14 protein-coding genes are annotated in these 21,891 nt (G+C 47.3%); 5 read left to right on the top strand and 9 right to left on the bottom strand.

Annotation, left to right across the window (positions count from 1 at the left end; translation table 11 throughout):
• Positions 1-9 precede the first annotated feature (9 nt).
• A complete protein-coding gene (locus FDF36_RS17085; RefSeq protein WP_032536326.1) occupies positions 10-726 on the top strand; it encodes an ABC transporter ATP-binding protein in 717 nt (238 codons plus the stop codon).
• Entirely contained in the window at positions 723-3,143 is a 2,421-nt protein-coding gene (locus FDF36_RS17090) for an ABC transporter permease (RefSeq protein ID WP_220392170.1), read from the top strand. The genes FDF36_RS17085 and FDF36_RS17090 overlap by 4 nt, the downstream gene beginning before the upstream one ends.
• Positions 3,144-3,300: 157 nt before the next feature.
• Here FDF36_RS17090 and FDF36_RS17095 read toward each other — a convergent pair whose 3' ends face one another.
• The 6 genes from FDF36_RS17095 to FDF36_RS17120 form a co-directional block, all read right to left on the bottom strand.
• The gene (locus FDF36_RS17095; protein ID WP_005819251.1) at positions 3,301-4,647 is read right to left on the bottom strand and encodes an NAD(P)/FAD-dependent oxidoreductase; all 1,347 of its coding nucleotides are present in this window, start codon (positions 4,645-4,647) and stop codon (positions 3,301-3,303) included.
• A gap of 216 nt (positions 4,648-4,863) precedes the next feature.
• A complete protein-coding gene (gene bioD, locus FDF36_RS17100; RefSeq protein ID WP_101602958.1) occupies positions 4,864-5,505 on the bottom strand; it encodes a dethiobiotin synthase in 642 nt (213 codons plus the stop codon).
• A gap of 31 nt (positions 5,506-5,536) precedes the next feature.
• The gene (gene bioC / locus FDF36_RS17105) at positions 5,537-6,982 is read right to left on the bottom strand and encodes a malonyl-ACP O-methyltransferase BioC (RefSeq protein ID WP_101602959.1); all 1,446 of its coding nucleotides are present in this window, start codon (positions 6,980-6,982) and stop codon (positions 5,537-5,539) included.
• A gap of 46 nt (positions 6,983-7,028) precedes the next feature.
• Positions 7,029-8,216, bottom strand: coding sequence for an 8-amino-7-oxononanoate synthase (locus FDF36_RS17110; RefSeq protein ID WP_220392171.1), 1,188 nt, complete (start codon positions 8,214-8,216; stop codon positions 7,029-7,031).
• A gap of 146 nt (positions 8,217-8,362) precedes the next feature.
• A complete protein-coding gene (gene bioA / locus FDF36_RS17115) occupies positions 8,363-10,600 on the bottom strand; it encodes an adenosylmethionine--8-amino-7-oxononanoate transaminase (protein WP_220392172.1) in 2,238 nt (745 codons plus the stop codon).
• A complete protein-coding gene (locus FDF36_RS17120; RefSeq protein ID WP_032541362.1) occupies positions 10,590-10,997 on the bottom strand; it encodes a hypothetical protein in 408 nt (135 codons plus the stop codon). The genes bioA and FDF36_RS17120 overlap by 11 nt, the downstream gene beginning before the upstream one ends.
• A 329-nt stretch (positions 10,998-11,326) precedes the next feature.
• Between FDF36_RS17120 and FDF36_RS17125 the strand changes: the two genes are divergently transcribed.
• A complete protein-coding gene (locus FDF36_RS17125) occupies positions 11,327-14,455 on the top strand; it encodes a SusC/RagA family TonB-linked outer membrane protein (protein WP_220392173.1) in 3,129 nt (1,042 codons plus the stop codon).
• Between the two features lie 99 nt (positions 14,456-14,554).
• Positions 14,555-16,147, top strand: a complete 1,593-nt coding sequence (locus FDF36_RS17130) for a RagB/SusD family nutrient uptake outer membrane protein (RefSeq protein ID WP_220392174.1) — start codon at positions 14,555-14,557, stop codon at positions 16,145-16,147.
• Between the two features lie 135 nt (positions 16,148-16,282).
• Here the strand turns inward: FDF36_RS17130 and FDF36_RS17135 are convergent, their stop codons facing one another.
• The 3 genes from FDF36_RS17135 to FDF36_RS17145 form a co-directional block, all read right to left on the bottom strand.
• Entirely contained in the window at positions 16,283-17,782 is a 1,500-nt protein-coding gene (locus FDF36_RS17135; RefSeq protein WP_220392175.1) for an L-lactate permease, read from the bottom strand.
• A 204-nt stretch (positions 17,783-17,986) separates the two neighbouring features.
• Complete coding sequence (locus FDF36_RS17140; protein WP_220392176.1) at positions 17,987-19,435, bottom strand: DUF3868 domain-containing protein; 1,449 nt, start codon at positions 19,433-19,435, stop codon at positions 17,987-17,989.
• A gap of 54 nt (positions 19,436-19,489) precedes the next feature.
• On the bottom strand, positions 19,490-20,077 hold the full coding sequence (locus tag FDF36_RS17145) for a DUF3575 domain-containing protein (protein ID WP_005776393.1): 588 nt from the start codon (positions 20,075-20,077) through the stop codon (positions 19,490-19,492).
• Between the two features lie 267 nt (positions 20,078-20,344).
• On the opposite strand from FDF36_RS17145, the gene FDF36_RS17150 reads away from it, so the two are divergent.
• Positions 20,345-21,889, top strand: coding sequence for an acyl-CoA carboxylase subunit beta (locus FDF36_RS17150; RefSeq protein ID WP_005776394.1), 1,545 nt, complete (start codon positions 20,345-20,347; stop codon positions 21,887-21,889).
• The last annotated feature ends 2 nt before the right edge of the window (positions 21,890-21,891 follow it).

Raw genomic sequence — 21,891 nt, forward strand, 5'->3', positions numbered from 1 at the left:
ATAACGATTATGATTAAAACAGAAAAACTGTCTATGCTCTTCACCACCGAGGAGGTGCAGACCAAAGCGTTGAATGAAGTGACCATGCAAGTGGAGCGGGGAGAATTTGTAGCTATCATGGGTCCTTCCGGGTGTGGCAAGTCTACTCTGCTGAATATCCTGGGTACACTCGATTCACCCACTTCCGGCTCTTACTTCTTCGAAGGCAAACAGGTGGACAAGATGAACGAGAATCAACTGACGGCCCTGCGTAAGGGAAATCTGGGATTTATTTTCCAGAGTTTCAACCTGATTGACGAACTGACCGTATACGAGAATGTGGAGCTTCCTCTGGTATATCTGGGCATGAAACCTGCCGTACGAAAAGAAAAGGTGAAACAGGTACTTGAGAAGGTAAACTTGTTGCACCGTGCCAATCATTTTCCGCAACAGCTTTCCGGTGGACAACAACAGCGCGTCGCCATAGCCCGTGCCGTGGTGACGGACTGTAAATTGTTGCTTGCCGATGAACCGACCGGAAACCTCGACTCGGTAAACGGTGTGGAAGTGATGGAGCTACTACGGGAACTGAACCGTCAGGGGACTACCATCATCATCGTTACTCACTCGCAGCGTGATGCGACTTATGCCCACCGGATTATCCGCCTGCTCGATGGGAAGATCGTAGCCGAGAATATCAACCGTCCGTTGGCCGAAACTTCCGGGACTAATACAGAGAGCGTATGATAGGGAATTATTGGAATAGTGCCTATCGTAACCTGATGAAACGGAAAGGATTCAGTTTCATCAATGTTTTCGGATTGGCAGTCGGCATGGCATCTGCCTTGCTGATATTGACTTATGTCACTTTTGAGTTCAGTTTCGACAAGATGCACGAGAAGTACGAACGCATTTTCCGTGTGGAAAGCACTTTCTATGAAGGCGAAGTACAGACCGACTATTGGGCCAGCAGTTCGTTTGGTTATGGTTCGGCCATGAAAGAGAATCTGGCCGGAATTGAAGACTATACGCGGGTGGTCTCCTTGTATCAGCCGGAACAGATTGTGAAGTATGGTGAACTTACTTTACGTGAAAACCAGATTGCTTATGCCGATCCCGGCTTCTTCCGTTTGTTCGACTTTGAGTTGGTGAAAGGAGATAAGGCCACTTGCCTCTCCATGCCCCGGCAGGTGGTCATCACCGAACGGATTGCCCGTAAATATTTTCAGGATGAAGATCCAATCGGTAAGATACTTATCTTTACTGGACCTTATGACAAGGTGGTTTGCGAAGTGACCGGTGTTATGAAAGAGATGCCTTCCAATTCACATGTCCATTACAATTTCCTGATTTCCTATAAATCGCTCGGACAGTATTTGCATGATTATTGGTATAAGCACGAGGTCTATACTTACGTATTACTCGATTCTCCCGAAAGGAAGGCAGAAATAGAAGAAGCGTTTCCGGCAATGGCGGAGAAATATAAGACGGACGAGGCTTTGAAGAACAAAATCTGGGGCGTTTCACTGACTCCATTGGCCGATATCCATCTCAAACCCCAAGTGGGATACGAGGCCGAGATCAAGGGAAACCGCACGGCGATGATTGCCCTGATTTTTGCTGCCATAGCCATTCTGGCAATTGCCTGGATCAATTATATCAACCTGACCGTAGCCCGTTCGATGGAACGTGCCAAGGAAGTAGGGGTACGCCGGGTGATAGGAGCTTTCCGCAAACAGCTTATTTCACAGTTCTTGTTTGAGGCTTTGGTGATGAACCTGGTTGCTTTTGTGCTGGCTGTGGGGCTGATTGAACTGGTTCTCCCGTATTTCAATCAGTTGGTAAGCCGTACGGTTACCTTCTCTGTCTGGTTGACCGGATATTGGTGGTTGTTACTGTTGTTCGTGTTAGTTGGCGGCATTTTCCTTTCCGGTTACTATCCTGCGCTGGCACTGCTGAATCGTAAACCGATTACGTTGCTGAAGGGAAAGTTCCTCAACAGTAAGTCGGGAGAAGGCACTCGCAAAGTGCTCGTGGTTGTTCAGTATACAGCTTCCATGATTCTGCTGTGCGGTACATTGATTGTGTTTGCGCAGTTGAACTTCATGCGCAGTCAGTCGTTGGGAGTGAAGACGGACCAGACCCTGGTGGTGAAATTCCCCGGACGGACCGAAGGGATGAATACCAAACTCGAAGCCATGAAGAAAGCTATTGCCTGTCTGCCTTTGGTGGATAAGGTCACTTTTTCTGGTGCGGTTCCGGGTGAGGAGGTGGCTACTTTCTTATCCAATCGCCGGAAAAGCGACGCTTTGAAGCAAAACCGGCTCTATGAAATGCTGGTGTGTGACCCGGACTACATCGATGCTTACGGACTTCAGCTTGTGGCTGGACGCGGGTTCTCCGAGGATTATGGAGACGACGTGAATAAGTTGGTGGTCAACGAGTCTGCTGTCCGTAACTTAGGATTTGCTTCTAACGAAGAGGCTCTCGGCGAAGAGATAGAGGTGGAGTGTACCGATGCTCCGATGCAGATCATCGGCGTGGTGAAGGATTATCACCAGCAGGCACTCAATAAAAATTATACGCCGATTATGTTGATTCATAAAGATAAAATCGACTGGTTGCCGCAACGGTATATCTCTGTTGTGATGAAGTCCGGCGACCCGAAGGAGCTGGTGTCACAGGTTGAGGAGATCTGGCATCGCTATTTCGAAGATTCCAGTTACGACTTCTTCTTCCTCGACCAGTTCTTCGATCATCAGTATCGGCAGGATGAGGTGTTCGGTGTCATGATCGGCTGTTTTACAGGTCTGGCTATTTTCATTTCTTGTCTGGGATTGTGGGTACTGGTAATGTTTTCGTGCTCGACGCGTACCAAGGAGATGGGAATCCGGAAAGTATTGGGGGCTACCCGTTGGAATCTGTTCTATCAACTGGGTAAAGGCTTCTTCCAATTAATCCTGGTAGCAGTAGTCATTGCGCTGCCCGTCGCCTGGTTCAGCATGAATGCCTGGTTGAGTCATTATACTTTCCGCACGGACCTGAAAGCATGGTTCTTTATAATTCCGGTAGTGTTGATGCTGCTGATTTCGTTTGTGACAGTAGCCTGCCAGACAGTGAAGATTATAGTGGGGAAACCGGCACGGTCATTACGATATGAGTAACCTGACGGAATAGATACGAATACAATTCACCACAGAGTACACGGAGTACACAGAGATTAAAAACTCTGTGCTCTCTGTGTACTCTGTAGTGAATTAAAAGTCATTGCAAAATCAGTTGGTTTTATTTCTCCGATTCCTGAGCGGAGCGATAATTCCTTTATTGCTGTGTATGGTTCTCTTCACCCCAATGAGTTTTTGCTTCCAGTTCTTCACGGTCACGCACCTCTTTTGCTTTTTTTGCATAAACAATCATTCGCAGAGACTGGTCGTAAGTGAAGTAATTCCATACCCAGTTAAGCAATACGTTTGCTTTGTTTCGGACTCCCAGGATGGAACGTAAGTGAACAACCAGCCACATCACCCAAGCCAGCCATCCGGCGGTTTTGAAACTGCTGAACTCTGCTACGGCACGGTTGCGTCCTACGGTTGCCATCGATCCCAGGTTGCGGTAATGGAACGGTTGCATCGGTTTTCCTTTTTCCAGTCTTTGCAGGTTTTTGGCAAGCAGCTCTCCTTGTTGGATGGCTACTTGTGCCAGTTGCGGGTGTCCGTTGGGATAGTTCTTGTCCGTAGTCTGGATACACTGGTCGCCGATTGCGAAAATATGCTCAGTTCCCTGTACACGGTTAAATTCGTCTACCTTGATTCTTCTTCCCCGTCCCAGTAACTCTCCGCTGATATTGCCAAAGGTGATGGCTGCCACACCACTCACCCAGATGAAGGTGCGTGTCGCTATCTCTGTACCGTCTTCCAACACCACTTTATGATCTTTGTAGTCCGTCACCCGCTTGTTCAGCAGGATATTGACTCCCATCTCACGTAGGAACTGTTCGGCATGACGCGATGAATCTTCGGACATTCCGGCCAACAGTCTGTCTCCCGCTTCAATCAGATAGACGTGCATCAGGCTGCTGGGCATATCCGGATAATCATTGGGGAGTACGAACTTTTTCATTTCCGAAAGTACTCCGGCTATCTCCACTCCCGTGGCTCCCCCGCCCACTACGACAACATTAAGCAACTCCTGTCGCTCACGTTCTGTGGCGCAGGTGATTGACCGTTCAAAGTTTGCCAGCAGAGCATTTCTCAATCCCATGGCTTCCGAAACGGTTTTCATAGGCATGGCTTCTTCTTCGATGTGTTCGTTGCCGAAGAAGTTCGAAGTAGTGCCGGCTGCCAGTACCAGGTAATCATATTCTGCTTTACCGATGGAAGTCTGGATCATCTTTTTCTCGGGGAAAATGGCCCGTACCTCTGCCATGCGGAAGTAAAAGTCTTTTCGCTTCTGAAAAATCTTCCGGAAAGGGAAGGAGATAGAGCTGGGTTCAAGTCCGGCGGATGCGACCTGATAAATCAGGGGAGGAAACTGATGATAATTGTTCTTGTCTACTAAAACAACCTGAAAGCCAGATTTCTTTAGCTTGTTGGCCAACTTGAGACCACCGAAGCCACCACCTACGATGATGACACGCTTCTTGTCGTTTTTTACAATGTTGAAACTCATACTGAAAACTTCTATTTAACCTGATGTGTCTAAAAACTAATGTCATGGAATAAACATTTATCATCGGTATAAAGTTTCCGTAAACAGCAATTAAAATACACAGATTAAGAGATTACACAAAGATATAACAGCCGGGGTTGCTTATCCGTGAATTGTCTGTTTGTGTAATCCGTTAATCTGTGGTGAAAGAGATTTTGCAATCGTGTACCGTGGCATTTATAATTCCGGTACTGTCCTGAATTTAGTTTCCGGGAAATGCTTCTTCAGATACCGTTGGATAAATAGCTGTGTATCCTCCTGTATAGTCCGGTCTTCGACTGTGGGATAGAGGTTGTATAACACCGTATCCAGTTCGATGCCCCGGCTTTTGATAGCTTCCAGACTGAGGAGAGTATGGTTGATGCTGCCTAACTTGCCCGAAGTGACAAAAAGCAACGGATAACCCTTTTGCGCTACATAGTCGATGGTAAGGAACTCTTCGGTGAGTGGAACCATCAGTCCGCCGGCACCTTCGAGCAGGACGATGTCGTAACGGTGGCTCAACTCTTCTGTGGCACGTTCTATCTTGTCGAAATCGATAGGCCGTCCGTCGATACGTGAGGCGAGATGTGGGGAACAAGGATAAGAAAAGATTTCAGGCATGGTCAATCCTTCCCGGTCGTCATCGGTAAGGGCAATGTCCATGATGCGGCGGTGCAGGTCGATATCTTCCGAATGACCGGTATTTCCGGTCTGGATAAACTTTTGGGTAATGGTACGTTGGCCTTTCCGGTTCAATTCCCGTGCCAGATAACCTGTGGCATAACTCTTGCCTGCATCTGTGTCGATGCCGCTGATAAAATACACATTCTTTTTCATACTTCTTATGTTTGAGACCCGCAGGTCGTTATTATCTCTTTTTCGCAATGATATAAATGGGATGATAGGTCAGTGAAACAGAGCCTTTACCGGGGCTGAACAGACGCTCATATTCCTGACAGAAGAGGTTCAGTTTGCTCCGGGTCCAGGCGCTGTTACAGGTACCCGTCACTCCGGTTTGTTTCAGGTGATAAAGTACTTCCATCGGATTGCTGAAATTCAGTGAGATGATTTCTTCTTCCGTATGTACGATGTCGTATAGTGCCGAGAGCGAAGCAGTCAGTTCTTCTCTCGAACGGTAGGCGAGTCCCTGTCCGGTCAGTTGACGGATCTCTTTCATGTTTTCTTTCCCGAATGTACTGAAGGCGATGTATCCCTTTGCATTCAAGATGTTTTCGCATTTGCGGAAAAAAGCGTCGGGATGCTCAAACCATTGCAGGACGGAACACGAGGTGATTAGTTCCGTTCCGTGGGGAAAAGCAAGTGCTTCGGCATCTCCGGGCAGGAAAGAAACCTGTTCGTTCAGGATATCTTCGCAACTGTGGCGCATCTCTTCACAGAGATCATTCAGTAGTAAGCGTTCCGGACGAAACGAACGGAGCAACAAACGCGAGTAAGTACCCGTGCCACAACCGAACTCTACGATGCGGCGGAAAGATTGCCGGGGGAGGTGCTGCTGTAACAGGGTACACATTTTCCGGGCAATCTGCTGTTGCACGCGGGCTTCGTGAGGATAGGTATCGATTGCTTTCGAGAAGCGTTGAGCGATCAGTTGTTTGGAAAAGGGAATAATGGGAGAGAGGTTCTCTTTCAATATCTTATCGTCATAATGTGCTCCTTCATATCGTTGTATTTCAGTGCAATGCCCTTCCCACGCCTGTTCCTGATTCCGGGACGGAAAGATATGGTCTGATTCTCCGATAATCGCTTTATTCCAGACAAAGGCGGATGGGGGCAGTTCGTTGCATTGCTTGCGGATGGCGGCCAGTTCCTCTTTCAGTTCCTCAACCGTTCTTTGGGGAGCTATCTCGCAGAAAGCCTTAAAGTCACTTCCCGAACCGCACATCCGCCGGCGAAACTTCTGTAGCGTTGCTTCGCTGAGGTTGTTGAGTGTGCCCTCAAAAATGACGGGGGGGATTCCTCTTGCGTCATCGATGGGGAAAGGGGTACCGTTGATGGCAATGCTTTGCGTTATGGGGAGGTTACTGCCTTGCAGCACTTGTGAAGCAGCCCATACTCCCATTGACCAGGCTACAACCTGTATTTGGGTATATGTGGAGAGCAACGTCTTGTCAAAGTCAAGGGAACGGTAATCATAGCAGATAATCAAGTCTCTATGTTGCGGGAGATAATGTATGAAGGGAGTTTCGTCCATTCCCCATCCGGTAAAGAAGAGAATGACTTCACTCCCGGTCTCTCTCCCGGGGAGAGGAGAGTTCTGAGAATATTTTGATTGATATAGTCTTTTAAGTATCATAGCTTTATTGTTTATCGTTCACAATTTATCATTCATCGTTTACAGTTCATCGATTATCATTTACTGTTGATATGAGTTTTTCGACTTCCTCATCCGTCACGTCTGCGGTCAGTGAAAAGCGGATGCGGGAAGTACCTTCCGGTACTGTAGGCGGACGTACAGGTAATGCGTAGAATCCTTTGCGTTGTAACTCTTTCGCTATCTGTAAGGCAGTTGCGCTTTCACCCGCTACCATAGGCACGATCTGACTGACTGAGGTGGAAGAATAACCTTTCTCCCGGAGTGCAGCCCGCAAACGGTTGCCGATGGCTGCTAAGTGTTCCCTCTTTGCCTGATATCCGGCCAAATGGCGGAGTACGAATGAAGTCCATTGCAGGGTGACAGGCGGAAGGCCGGTGGTGAAGATGAAAGGACGCATTTTGTTAATCAGATAATCCCGTATTACTTGCCTGCACACGATATATGCCCCAGAGGAAGCCAGCGCTTTCCCGAAAGTACCTACCAGAAAGTCGATATCCGCTATGCATCCGTAAGCTTCGGCACATCCCAGTCCACCGGTCCCCCGAACCCCAACAGCATGGGCTTCGTCCACGTAGAGCAGTATGTTCGGATACTTTTGTTTGAGCTTGATCAGCCGGGGCAGGTCTGCTTCGTCTCCATCCATACTGAAGATGCTTTCGGTAACGATAATCACCTGTTCGTATTGTTTGTGGTGGGTTTCCACTAACCTTTCCAATTGGCTGTATTCATTGTGCCGGTAGCGGATACATTTGGCCTCCGATAGCCGGATACCGTCTATCAGGCTGGCATGTACCAGTTTGTCCGCAAGGATCAGTGTCTTTGTGTTGCATACGGCTGGCAGAATACCTGTATTGGCATGATATCCGCAGTTGAATACCAATGCTGCTTCTGTTCCGAAAAGTGAAGACAAGAGATCTTCCAGTTCACCGTATGCGGCAAAATTACCCGTAAGCAGACGGGAGGAAGAGGAAGAGAATTTGACTTCTTCCGGTTTCACTGTCTGCCAGAAAGCATTTAGTAAGACAGTATCATTGGCCAGTCCCAAGTAATCGTTGGACGATAGGTTTAGCATCCGTTGCCCGTTAATGATGACCTCTTTGCCTTGATGAATCAGGGTAGGGAGGATACGGAAATTATTCTGTTCTTTGAGAAGTTTCAACTCCTCAAAGAAACGGACGGATTCATAGCCTTCCGTTTCTTGATTATAGTTCATGATTGTAATGGTTTTGAGTATTATTCACCACAGAGGACACAGAGAACACAGAGTTTTAATCTCTTGTTTATTAGGACATTTAAGAGAAATATATCCTCTGTGTTCTCTGTGTCCTCTGTGGTGAGTTATATTCATTTCTGATCAGTTTAGAGACAGGTGGAGCCGTCGGTTATACATTCTATCATTCCTTCCGTCAGTTTCGTCAACTGTTCGGATGTAATGATAAACGGGGGCATTACATATACCAGTTTGCCGAACGGACGCAGCCAGATCCCTTCTTCTACAAAACGGCGTTGGAGGTGTGCCATGTTCACCGGTTCTTTCATTTCGATCACTCCGATGGCACCCAATACCCGTACGTCCGCCACTTGAGGAAGATTACGTGCCGGAGCCAGTTCACGGTTTAGTTGCGCTTCGATCCGTTTTACGTTTTCTTGCCAGCCGGATTCCAGAAGCAGCCGTACCGATGCACACGCCACGGCACATGCCAACGGGTTTCCCATAAACGTAGGCCCGTGCATGAAGGCACCCGGGAAGTGGTTGGAGATGCAGTCTGCCACTTCGTTGGTGGTGAGTACTGCCGACAGGGTCATATACCCGCCTGTCAGTGCTTTGCCGATGCACATAATGTCCGGCTCTACTCCGGCATGTTCCCAGGCGAAGAATTTTCCGGTACGCCCGAATCCGGTCGCTATTTCGTCAAAGATCAACAATACCCCATGCTGCCGGCAGAGGCGTGCGGCTTGCCGCAGGTATTCCGGATGATAGAATCGCATGCCTCCCGCACCTTGTACAATTGGCTCGAGAATGAAAGCCGCCAGTTTTCCGGACTGCTTTTCCAGCAGTTGTTCCAGCGGACGGATGTCTTCCGGATCCCATTCGTCTCCAAACCGTGAAGTAGGGGCGGGGAGGAAATGGCGGATAGGGAGTGCCGAACCGAAGATGCTATGCATTCCCGTTACCGGATCGCATACCGACATGGCATTCCAGGTATCTCCGTGGTAGCCGTTGCGGATGGTGACGAAATTACTTTTTTCCGGTTGCCCGGCTGCATACCAATACTGTACGGCCATTTTCATTGCTACTTCAACTGCTACCGAACCTGAATCGGCATAGAATATCTTTTGCATGGAAGGCGGAACCAGCGGCAGCAACAGTTTGCCCAGTTCGATAGCCGGATCGTGCGTAAGGCCGCCGAACATGACGTGAGACATCTTGCTGAGTTGCTCTTGTGCTGCCCGGTTCAATGCCGGATGATTGTATCCGTGGACTGCACACCACCACGATGACATACCTTCGATCAGTGTCTGCCCGCTTGCTAATGTGATGGTGACACCGTCAGCCCGTTTCACTTTATAGACCGGAAGTGGATTGGAAGTCGAAGTATACGGGTGCCATAAGTGTTCGCGGTCGAACTGTGAGTCGGCAAAATAGTAGCCTTCCGAAAGAATCATCTCTTTGTCATCCGATACTTTAGAGCCAAGAGTAGTCAGCAAATCTCCCACAATGGCGGAGTTAATGCCGATATAGAGCGATTTCCGGACAGCTTCGGGCGTTAACTGCGAACGTCCCCCGGCAAAGCGCAGGTAGGCTGTAGGATTTATGAAACGGAAAAGGGCAACTGTTGTCAGTACCTCTTCTTCGCTGAGCGGTGACTGATGTTCGAGCGGAGTGCCCGGTATGGGTTGCAGCAAGTTGATCGGGATGGATTGAATGTCGAGCTCGCGGAGCGTGAAGGCAAACTCGATTCGTTGTTCCACGGTTTCGCCCATACCGATGATACCTCCGCAACAAAGGTCCATTCCCACCCGTCGTGCGGCATGCAGGGTCTTCAGTTTCTGCTCCTGTGTATGTGTGGTGCAGAGTGAGTCGAAATGTGAAGGAGCAGTCTCAAGGTTACAGTGATACCGGGTGACTCCGGCATTGTACAGTGCCTGTAATTCTTCTTCGTCCAATAGTCCCAGTGAGGCGCATAGCCGGATAGACGAGTGACGTCGCATCCGTCGTGCGGCCGCGCAAAGTTCCTTCATGTTTCCGGGTGAAGGTTTCCGACCGCTGGTCACCAGTGAAAAACGATTGATTCCTTGCGCCTCGTTGTATTTGGCTTGACGCAGACACTCTTCCGCACTCACCAGATCGTATACATCTGCCTTCGTCTTGTAGTGGGACGACTGTGCACACCATTTGCAGTTTTCGGGGCAGCGTCCCGAACGGGCATTGATGATGGAACACATGTCGAACTCCTGTGAAGCGCAGAAACGGGTGATTTCGTGCGCTGCGTCGTACAACTCTTCTTTTCGGGGAAATTGTGCCAGCCATTCGGCCTGCTCACGGCTGATGGTCGTTCCCTGTAATACTTGGTTTTTGATTTCTTCAATGGTCATAGGATGGGGAATTAAAAAAGAGGTTGCCGGTCCCATTTGGATGGGAGGCAACCTCTTTATATGAAATGTATAAAACGGATGTCGCAACAGTTGACTGCGCGGCACCTGAATAAGAATATTTCAAAGATTGAAATGGAATGAAAAGAAAGAGTAAGGGTGTGGGAGACAGTACGGTACTCTCCCAATCTTCTTCCGGGACAGAATCTTCTGTTTCACGTTGCGGATCAATTCCTTCCGTATGTGGAGTCTGTTGCTTGCACAACGCACATTCCGTGACATTCTTTCTCAATTGTCCGATGGTGACACACAATCCCAAAGTGGCGAATATAGCATAGGCTTTCCGGCTCCACTGGCGGAAGCGGATGAACGAATGCGATATATACCTTTCTTTTTTCATAAGCTATATGGGGGATATCTTGTTATCGGACGGGGGCAAAGCTACAAAGAATCTACGGAATGACCAAGGGAATAGCATCGGTTTGTAAACAGAAGTGTCACTTCTACCACAAATGCGGTACAAGAATCCCCTATAAAAGGGATTTCGGGAACAACCCCTATACTCTACTTTTGCAGCATGGAAATGATCCGTGAAAATTAATTAAAAAATGTAGGTGGCTTTTGACACACCTTCAAGAATAAAACAACAATTTCAAAGCTTTTAACAACAATCTGCCGGATTGTGTGTTAAACAAAAGATTCTAATTTAAACATAACTAAACTTAAGGTATGAAGACCAATTTACGTCTATTATTTACGTTGCTCTTTGTGGTTTCGGTTGCAGCATTACATGCCGGGACAATGAATGACATACGTGTTTCGGGCACTGTTGTGTCCGAAGGAGACCCGTTGCCCGGTGTATCGGTATTAGTGAAAGGAACCAGTGTCGGTACCATTACGGGTATCGACGGTAAGTATTCCATTAATGTACCGTCCGATGGTACGCTGGTATTCAGTTTTATCGGACTGAAATCTGTGGAACATAAAGTGGGTGGACGCTCAGTGATCAATGTCGAACTGGTGCCCGACAGCAAGCAATTGGAAGAAGTGATGGTAGTAGCCTATGCCACTGCCAAAAAATATAGTTTCACCGGTGCCGCCTCTACCGTTAAAGGTGACGAGATAGCAAAGTTACAAACCTCGAGTGTCTCACGTGCCCTTGAAGGAACCGTAGCCGGTCTGCAGGCAAGTGCCGCAAGCGGTCAGCCGGGTACCGATGCAACCATACGTATCCGCGGTATCGGATCCATCAATGCGTCCAGTGCACCTCTTTATGTAGTGGATGGTGTGCCTTATGACGGCAGTGTGAACTCTATCAACCCCGAAGATATTGCATCGATGACGGTTCTCAAAGATGCGGCCTCGGCTGCTTTGTACGGTTCGCGTGGAGCCAATGGTGTAATCATTATCACCACTAAACAGGGACAAAGCGATTCGAAGACTACGGTGAATGTGAAAGCCAGTTTCGGTGGTTCCAATCGTGCGGTACGCGATTACGACCGGATCGGCACCGATCAGTACTTCGAACTTTATTGGGAGGCTTTACGTAACCAATATGCACTGGATACAAAGAATTATACTCCTCAGACAGCGGCTATCAAAGCTTCTAAAGACTTGGTAGGAAAACTGATGGGGAGTGGTCCCAATCCTTATGGGGCTAAATACCCTCAGCCGGTAGGCACGGATGGAAAATTGGTGGACGGGGCCGTTCCACTCTGGAACTTCGACTGGCAGGATGCCATGGAGCAGCAGGCACTTCGTACGGAATTGGGATTGAATGTCTCAGGAGGGGGCAAAACCAATCAATATTACTTCTCTGCCGGATATCTGAATGATAAAGGTATTGCCTTGGAGTCCGGCTATGAACGCTTTAATCTCCGTTCGAACGTGACAAGCCAGATGACCAAATGGCTTCGGGGAGGAGTGAACATGAGCTTTGCCCACTCTTTGCAGAATTATCCTGTATCATCGGATACGAAAACAAGTAACGTCATCAATGCCGGCCGTCTGATGAACGGGTTCTATCCCATCTATCAGATGAACGAAGACGGAACCTATAAACTGGATTCCGAGGGACAGCGGATATACGATTTCGGTTCTTACCGTCCGTCCGGTTCGATGGCTAACTGGAACCTTCCGGCTACATTACCCAATGATAAGTCGGAGCGTATGAAAGATGAATTTTCGGGACGTACTTTCCTCGAAGTTACCTTTATCGAAGGATTGAAGTTTAAAACCAGCTTCAACTTCGACCTGATCAACTATAATTCACTCGACTATACCAACCCTAAAATAGGGCCGGCTGTTAATACCGGAGGTTCATCGAGTCGTGAAAATGACCGTACTTTTTCGTGGACCTGGAATAATATCCTGACTTATGACAAAACCCTCGGAGAGCATCATTTCAACCTGTTGGCCGGACAAGAGGCTTATTCTTACCGTTACGATGTGTTGCGAGCATCCCGTTCGAATATGGCATTGCCCGATTTTCCCGAACTGGCTGTCGGTTCGCTGGTAACCGGAGGGACAGGATACCGCATTAATTACTCGTTGGTAGGATACTTCTTAAATGCCCAATATGACTATCAAAGCAAATATTTCTTTTCGGGTTCTTATCGGCGGGACGGATCTTCCCGTTTTGCTCCAGAGACCCGTTGGGGTAATTTCTGGTCCGTCGGTGCTTCCTGGCGTATCGATCGTGAAGACTTCATGGTGGCTACGAGCGACTGGCTTTCTGCCCTCACATTGAAGGTCAGCTATGGTGCGCAGGGTAACGATAATTTGGGAACGTATTATGCCAGCAGCGGACTTTATTCGGTGGTGAGCAATAACGGAGAGAACGCATTGGTATCCGATCGTCTGGCTACACCAAAACTGAAATGGGAAACCAACCTGAACTTCAATGCCGGCATTGACTTCTCGCTGTTCAACAACCGATTCTCCGGTTCGTTCGATTTCTTCCAGCGGCGTTCGAAAGATTTGCTCTATTCCCGTCCGTTGGCTCCCTCGCTCGGTTATAATGCAGTGGACGAGAATGTAGGCGAACTAAAGAATACCGGTGTGGAAATCGATCTGAAAGGTACTTTAATCCATAGCCGGGACTTTATGTGGCGATTAGGGCTTAACCTGACACATTATAAGAATGTCGTGACCGACCTTCCATTGAAAGATATGCCTGTGAGCGGAGTTCATAAACTGGCTGTGGGACGTTCTGTTTATGATTTTTACATGAAAAAATGGGCGGGAGTTGATCCGGAAAACGGGGATCCGTTGTGGTACAAAAATGTGAAAGATGCCAATAACAAGATCACCGGGCGTACGACTACCAATGACTATGCCCAGGCGGATTATTACTATACCGGCAAATCATCTTTACCCAAAGTGTACGGGGGATTTAATACCGCTTTCTCGTATAAGGGTTTTGAACTATCGACAATTTTTGCCTATAGTATCGGAAATTATATCGTGGACCGTGACGTGACTATGCTATGGCATAACGGAAGTTCTACCGGACGTGCCTGGTCGACAGAAATCCTGAACCGTTGGACACCGGAGAATCGATATACTGATGTACCGGCACTGAAAACCGTATCGAACAGTTGGAATGCAAATTCGACGCGTAACCTGTTTAATAACTCGTTCCTGCGGATGAAGAATATCACACTATCGTATAACTTCCCACAACCGATGATAAAGAAGATCAGCCTGAACAGCCTGCAATTGTTTGTACAGGCCGATAATCTGCTCACCGTTTCGAAGAATCAGGGACTCGACCCCGAACAGGATATCAGTGGACTGACGTATTACCGTTATCCGGCCATGCGTTCCATTTCCGGAGGAATCAATGTTTCGTTCTAAGGTTTTAATCCCCAGAAAAGGTACTGTTGCAATAGTATGCTTCAGCTCGATTTAATCATGAATAAATCATATATAGTAAAGTATAAAATAATAGATGATATGAGAACAATACGATTTAACAATAACAGACGTATCTCCTTTTCTCTTTTTCTTCGGGAAGAGGGTAGGAGAGAGACTTCCGTGAGTAATGCCTCCGGAGATAAGATCCCTAAAGGTAAGGTTCCCTTTCTCCTTCTCTTCTTTCTTTTGTTTCTGGGGAGTTGCAGCAGTGACTTCTTAGACAATAAGCCGACAGATGCCGTAGATTCCGGTCTCGTACCCGTGCCTTCGAATGCCGAACGCATCTTTAACGGTGCGTGGTACAATCTGTTCGAATATGGTACCACTTATGCCAACATCGGCTATCGTGCTTTGATGTGCCTGGACGACATGATGGCTGACGACGTGGTTTCGCGCCCCATGTACGGGTTTAATTCTTCTTATCAGTTTAATGATGTGGTGATGCCTTCCGACGGACGTACCACTTTCGCCTGGTATCTGATGTATAAGACCATTGACAACTGTAATACGGCCATTTCTATTCAAGCCACCGGAGACGATGATACACCTGAGTTCCGGCATGCCCAGGGACAGGCACTCACCGTACGTGCTTTCTGTTACCTTCATTTGGCACAGCATTATCAGTTCACCTATCTGAAAGATAAGAATGCTCTTTGTGTGCCGTTGTATACCGAACCCACCAATCCGAATACCCAGCCCAAGGGGAAGGCGACTCTTGAAGAGATTTATACACAGATCATTAATGACCTTAACCGTGCCAAAGGGCTTCTTGACGGCTATGTACGTCCGAACGACAAGTCGAAATATAAACCTAACACTGATGTGGTAAACGGACTCCTGGCCCGTACTTATCTGCTCACCGGACAGTGGGACGAAGCTGCTAAAGCCGCGCTTGAAGCAGCCAAAGGCTATACTTTGATGACGGACGCCAAAAACTATATGGGTTTCAACGATATATCGAATACCGAGTGGATCTGGGGACATCCGCAATCTGTCAGCCAGTCCGATGCCAGCTATAACTTCTATTATCTGGATGTGGTGGAACCCGATTCATATAATAGTTTTATGGCCGATCCGCATTTCAAGGATACTTTTACCGAAGGTGATATCCGTCTGGAATTGTTCCAGTGGATGCGTGAAGGTTATCTGGGATACCGCAAGTTCCGCATCCGTTCTGACCAGACGGGCGATATTGTCATCATGCGTTCTGCCGAAATGTATTTGATAGCTGCCGAAGCTTTGGCGCGTAAAGGTCAATTGGGCGAAGCCGTAAAACCGCTCAATACTTTAAGGAATGCCCGTGGACTGGCCGATTATGATCTTACCGGAAAAACGCAAGAGCAGGTAATTGATGAAATTCTGATGGAACGTCGCCGTGAACTTTGGGGTGAAGGGTTTGGTATCACTGATGTCCTCCGTACGCAACGTCCTGTGGTACGTGTCGCACTGACTGATGTGGAAGCTGCTAAGGAGTACGATTGTTGGCAGCAGAACGGTACTTTCAAGAAGTATCATCCGGAAGGACATTGGTTCACCAGCTTTCCCGATGGAACGAAGTTTGTGCCCAATAGTAAGTATTATTTGTATTCTATTCCTGAAAAAGAGACGAATGCAAATACGAATCTGAAATAAGAAATCATAGTCAACTGATTTTATATGACCTGTTTCTGAAAAATCAGATAGATTAATACAATAGACAAAAGGTGTGTCATAACTCTGCGGTGAATAAGAGTTGCGACACACCTTTTTTATCAATACCGTTAATGGTTAACTGAATATATACACAATGATTCCCGTAATGACTACATAAGCCAGTGCATATGGAATGGCTGCTTTTAGGATTTCTCCTTCTTTCCCTTGTTGGTTTCCTGCCGATGTAGCGATGGCGATACTTTGAGGAGAGATGATTTTGCCTCCTGTCGCACCTACCGTATTGGCGGCTGATAACCAGTCCGGACTGACATTGATATGTCCTGCCACACTGGCTTGCAGCTTTCCGAAGAGGATGTTCGAGGATGTATCACTTCCGGTGATGAAGGTACCCAGACAGCCGATAACCGGAGCAAAGAGAGGGTAGAGGCTTCCGGTGGCTGTCGCGAGTGCAGTGGCAATCACGGAAATCATGCCTGCCGTATCCATAATGGTAGATAACCCCACCAGGCAGATAACGGTGACGAACGTTTTCTTTAATTGTTTCACCGTGTTCCATAAAACGACAAACAGTTCTTTCACTTTGGCTCCCTGTATCAGACCGCCTACAAACGTGCCTACGAAAAGCAGAACTCCGGCATGTGTCAGCCAGGCGATGGTATAGTTCACGCTGGAGTCATTGATGGGGAGGCTGATACGTGTCACCCAGTTATTTTCGAGCGTACTTCGGAGTCCTGGGAAAAGCGGACTGGTCAGTATGATCAGTAACAAAATCAGCAGATAGATGCTCCAGGCATTCAGGATATCTTTCCCTTTCAGTGCGTTCTGCTGCGCTTTCTCTTTTTTGGGGGCAGTCAGTTTGCCATAAATGACGATAACGACGATAGACAAGATGCTGCCGATGATAGCCGGTGATTCGGCCCCCATATATCGGGCCGCAACGTACTGGCTACCTAAAGATACAGCGCCTACCAGCAGTGCCAGAAATAGGTTTTTAGGTAATGATTTTATTTTCGGGTCGGTCAGGAAGAGCAGTACCAACGGTATCAGGAACATTAGTACGGAAAGTTGCAGTACGACGTTCGTACTCAGCACCTGTACATCCAGATTGGTTTCTTTGGCAAGTACCAAGACCGGTGTACCTATGGCACCGAAAGCCGTAGCCACACTATTGGCTATCAAGCTGACGGTGGCTGAAAAGATGGGCTTGAATCCCAGGCTGATCAGGATAGCGGCGGGGATGGCAACAGCTGTACCAAAACCTGCCATGGCTTCAAGTAACCCTCCGAAACCCCAGGTAAGGAGCAGTACCTGGATACTTTTATCGGTAGAGATGGAAGAGAATTGTTGTTTGATAATCTCCATCTTCTCTGTTTTCAGCAATACATTGTAGCTGAAGATAGCCATCAGGATGATAATCAGGATGGGAGAAACCGCTTTCAGTGCACCGTATACGAATGAAAATACCAAGTTGTCTACCGCATAATGGAATCCGAAAAGAGCTATCAGTATAGTTACTATCAGGGAGATGACGCTACTTTTGTCACCCGGCATTTTAAAAAATGCCATTAATACAATCAAGAGCAATACCGGAACGATGGCAAGGATCAGTGTCATAATTGTCTGTTTTTAATAGTTGATGTTTAAGTTAAGATATTGATATAACAAAACCGGAACCTGTTTTGACGGATGAAATAATTATTTTTTTGCTGTATAGCGTTAAATAAAAAAAGGTGTAGCCCTCCGCATGGAAAGGCTACACCCTTTGGTCCGGATAGCTACACCCTTTTTATCGGATGGCTACACCCCAATGCCGGGGATTTATTTTTTCTTCATATTCAAGATCTGTTGCAGTTGCTGTAGGTTGGCTTTAGCGGCCTCGTTACCCATCTGGGCAGCTTGGTTGAAAGCAGCGATGGCGCGTTGTACATCTCCATTGAGGAAGTTGTATACACCTACGTTGTTGATGAATTCTGCTGTTTGATGGTTGGCTTTATCCATATATTTGATTGCGTTTTCCAGATCTTTCTTGGTCAGTGATACGGCTGCGGCATTCAGGTTGGCTACTTCATCGTTCGGATACATGCGTACGGCAATGTCGAATACATTCACAAAATCGTTGCTTCCTTTCGGATAACTGTTGGCCACCTGATACATCTCGTTCAGACTCAGATATTTCGGGTTGACTTTTATCACCACCCGTCCTTGTTCTACATCGAAGTTGGCTACGGTGTAGTCTATCTTGCAGTTCACTTTGCGGAGTCCCGGATAAATCTCTTTCAGCATTGTGCGATAAGGAGCACCGCCGTCCACGCGCATGATTTCCTGTTTGCGGCGCGCATCGTCAGTCGTATTCTTGATGATACCGATAAATTTATCTTTATCCTTCATAGACGATTTTTCCAATGCTTGTACCAATCCGTCCCAATTTTCACCACCAAAAGTTACTTTGTAAAGTTTGCCGGGAACTTTTTCGTTGGTAGTCAGATAATTCTTCAGAGCTTCGGCACGTTTCTGCGACAGTTGTTCGTTGAATTTCAACGGACCCTCCGGTGAAGCGAATCCTTCGATACTGATTCCTGTTACTGTCAGGTTCTTGTCATTCTGAATCTTGTCGAACATAGCATGAATGTTCATCAGCTCTTTGTGGTTATTCATGAATTCCGGCTGGATCACAGCTTTGCTGACAGGAAAGTCGAGGTGAGCTTCATACTGTTCGCTACGGTTTTTCACAACTTCTACGGTAGGCTGAATATAAGCAACCACCGGTACCATGGCGCTCAGGCGTTTGGCTTCGGTAGAGACGTCATTGGTGATCAGTTCCTGTGCGAGCATCTCTTCGTTATTGCCGCATCCGCAGAGGTTTTCAACCAGATTCAGTGAGGCATTTGCCATCCAGGGTTCATAAGGGATCACCTGGGCATAGTTGAGCACTTCTCTTTTATTATAAGGTATTACGATTCCTGCAGGTAGTTCGCGGCTGATGGCTAATCCGCGCAAATAAGCCTTCTGACGGCGTTTGCCGTTGATGATGATCTCTTCCAGCGCTACGTTGTGCTGTCCGTCTGTCAGGAGCGGAGTAAGTGTGAGCATACGTTCGGGACTGACCGTTAGATTCTTCATGTCGATCTGCATGTCTACATAAAGCGAATTGCCTTGTTGCCATAGCGAAACATCGGATAGACTGATGGCATCTTTAAAGAATTTCTGGGCACTGGCCGGCATAACAACTGCGAGGGCCAAGAGGAAATATATGATTTTTCTTTTCATTGTTACTATTGATTTAATTTTTTATAATTGGTTCCGGAGAATGTGTGTGGGGCTTTACTTGATAGTATAAATAATGCTGAGTCCTATTTTCGTCGGGCCGAAATAATTCTTGTTGTTATGTCCCAGCTTCTCACCACACTTGCCACACGCATATTTATCATAATTCAGGCGGGCATATCCTGCACCGATGGTAGCTTCCATGCTCCAGCGATTCTTGAGTATCCAGTGGTAACCGTAAGAGATACCTGCACCATAGATTTTGCCGTCATAACGGTAGTTGCCCAATCCGAATATGTCGAGATTGCTCATGTTTACATCGGCGTAATGGCCATGCAGCCCGAAAAAACTACCGTTGAAACGTTCGCAAAGCCAGTAACGGAGTTCGGGTTGTACCAGCCAGTGCTTGATTTGTCTGTCTTTGGAGAATTTCCAGGGGTTGTAGTTGCCCGATACGTCAAGAGTAAGTTTTTTCGCCAAAGCCACTTCAAATCCCAGGTTCGGAGTACTGGTGGCCCAGTAGAGGGCATTGGTTTTGATGGCAAACTTGGGCAGATAAGTTTTTGTTCCCTGCTCTTGTGCATGTATGCCTGTGGCAAACACAAGCAGGAAGCATGCTGCTAAAAAATGTTTGATTGTTCTCATTTTCATTTTGGTCTAGGTTTTTACATAAACTATTTGCGAGATTAAACGTCTGAGAGGGGAAGTTTGTTGACTCATACTCAAAATAATGTTATAGGACATGCACGCTAACATTTTTAAGCAAATAATTGTTATCCTAATAAAGTCGGGATTCCAAACTTTTCATTTTCTTCGGGAAAGAGAGTGAAAATAAACGAGCAATTGTAATTTGGATTACATCTATTCTCTTTTTTACATGCTAACTTTACATATACTTTAAAATAATAGCCTATGAAAGAGCTTATCAATCGCCTGGAAGAGTTGAACAGGCAAGCTGAAAAAGGTGGCGGAGACGCCCGTATCGAGAAACAGCATTCTGTCGGAAAACTGACAGCACGTGAACGTATCGACCTGCTTCTGGAGAAAGGATCGTTTATTGAACTCGATAAACTGGTCACCCACCGTTGTACCGATTTCGGTATGGAGAAACAGAAGATTTCCGGTGACGGGGTTGTGACCGGATACGGAATGATCGGCAAACGGCTTGTCTATGTCTTTGCTCAGGACTTTACCGTTTTTGGCGGTGCACTGTCCGAAACGTATGCCAAGAAGATTTGTAAAGTAATGGATATGGCTATGCAGATGGGAGCACCCATCATCGGGCTGAACGATTCCGGAGGAGCCCGCATTCAGGAAGGAGTCCGTTCGCTGGCCGGTTATGCGGAGATATTCTTACGCAATTCTTTAGCCTCGGGTGTCATTCCGCAGATCAGTGCCATCATGGGCCCGTGTGCGGGCGGGGCGGTCTATTCGCCTGCATTGACCGATTTTATCCTGATGGTGAAAAACTCCGGTTATATGTTTATTACCGGTCCCGATGTGGTAAAAAGTGTTACGCAGGAAGAGGTCAGCAAAGAAGATCTGGGAGGGGCGGATGTCCATACTATGAAGTCGGGGGTGGCGCATCTTTCTGCCGAAAATGATATTGAATGTATCAATTACATCCGTGAACTGATTTCTTATCTGCCCGGCAATAATATGGAGGAACCTCCGTTTGTGGCTACCACCGATTCTCCGACGCGGCTTACGCCCGAACTATCGGAACTCGTGCCTACCAACCCCAATCAGCCATACGATATAAAAGAGATGATCCGTGCCGTGGCGGATGATAATAGTTTCTTTGAATTGCAGGAAGAATTTGCCCGTAACATCGTTATCGGTTATATCCGCCTGAACGGGAAAACGATAGGAGTGGTGGCCAATCAGCCGTTGGCACTGGCCGGAACACTCGATATCAATGCTTCTATCAAAGCGGCACGCTTTGTGCGTTTCTGCGATGCGTTCAATATTCCGTTGCTCACGCTGGTCGATGTGCCGGGGTTCCTTCCGGGTGTGGATCAGGAGTATGGCGGCATTATCCGTAACGGTGCTAAACTGCTCTATGCTTATTGCGAAGCCACTGTACCTAAAGTAACTGTCATTACCCGTAAAGCTTATGGCGGTGCTTATGATGTAATGAGTTCCAAGCATATCAGGGGAGATGTGAATCTGGCATACCCTACTGCCGAGATTGCCGTAATGGGGCCGGACGGTGCGGTGAATATTCTGTTCCGCAAAGAGATTGACAAAGCTGCAGATGCCGAGGCGAAAAGAAAAGAGCTACAGGATGATTATCGCAGTAAATTTGCCAATCCGTACCGGGCTGCCGAATTGGGCTATGTAGACGAAGTTATCGACCCGGCCATAACCCGTATGCGCCTGATACGCAGTTTTGAGATGCTCGCTAATAAGCGGCAGTCCAATCCGCCGAAGAAACATTCAAACCTTCCACTTTAAAG

The sequence above is a fragment of the Bacteroides fragilis genome (genome assembly GCF_019583405.1).
Classification (GTDB): domain Bacteria; phylum Bacteroidota; class Bacteroidia; order Bacteroidales; family Bacteroidaceae; genus Bacteroides; species Bacteroides fragilis_B.

Coding starts and splice junctions, on each gene's coding strand:
- FDF36_RS17085 (WP_032536326.1), top strand. CDS start 10: ATGATTAAAACAGAAAAACTGTCTATGCTCTTCACCACCGAGGAGGTG.
- FDF36_RS17090 (WP_220392170.1), top strand. CDS start 723: ATGATAGGGAATTATTGGAATAGTGCCTATCGTAACCTGATGAAACGG.
- FDF36_RS17095 (WP_005819251.1), bottom strand. CDS start 4,647: ATGAGTTTCAACATTGTAAAAAACGACAAGAAGCGTGTCATCATCGTA.
- bioD (WP_101602958.1), bottom strand. CDS start 5,505: ATGAAAAAGAATGTGTATTTTATCAGCGGCATCGACACAGATGCAGGC.
- bioC (WP_101602959.1), bottom strand. CDS start 6,982: ATGATACTTAAAAGACTATATCAATCAAAATATTCTCAGAACTCTCCT.
- FDF36_RS17110 (WP_220392171.1), bottom strand. CDS start 8,216: ATGAACTATAATCAAGAAACGGAAGGCTATGAATCCGTCCGTTTCTTT.
- bioA (WP_220392172.1), bottom strand. CDS start 10,600: ATGACCATTGAAGAAATCAAAAACCAAGTATTACAGGGAACGACCATC.
- FDF36_RS17120 (WP_032541362.1), bottom strand. CDS start 10,997: ATGAAAAAAGAAAGGTATATATCGCATTCGTTCATCCGCTTCCGCCAG.
- FDF36_RS17125 (WP_220392173.1), top strand. CDS start 11,327: ATGAAGACCAATTTACGTCTATTATTTACGTTGCTCTTTGTGGTTTCG.
- FDF36_RS17130 (WP_220392174.1), top strand. CDS start 14,555: ATGAGAACAATACGATTTAACAATAACAGACGTATCTCCTTTTCTCTT.
- FDF36_RS17135 (WP_220392175.1), bottom strand. CDS start 17,782: ATGACACTGATCCTTGCCATCGTTCCGGTATTGCTCTTGATTGTATTA.
- FDF36_RS17140 (WP_220392176.1), bottom strand. CDS start 19,435: ATGAAAAGAAAAATCATATATTTCCTCTTGGCCCTCGCAGTTGTTATG.
- FDF36_RS17145 (WP_005776393.1), bottom strand. CDS start 20,077: ATGAGAACAATCAAACATTTTTTAGCAGCATGCTTCCTGCTTGTGTTT.
- FDF36_RS17150 (WP_005776394.1), top strand. CDS start 20,345: ATGAAAGAGCTTATCAATCGCCTGGAAGAGTTGAACAGGCAAGCTGAA.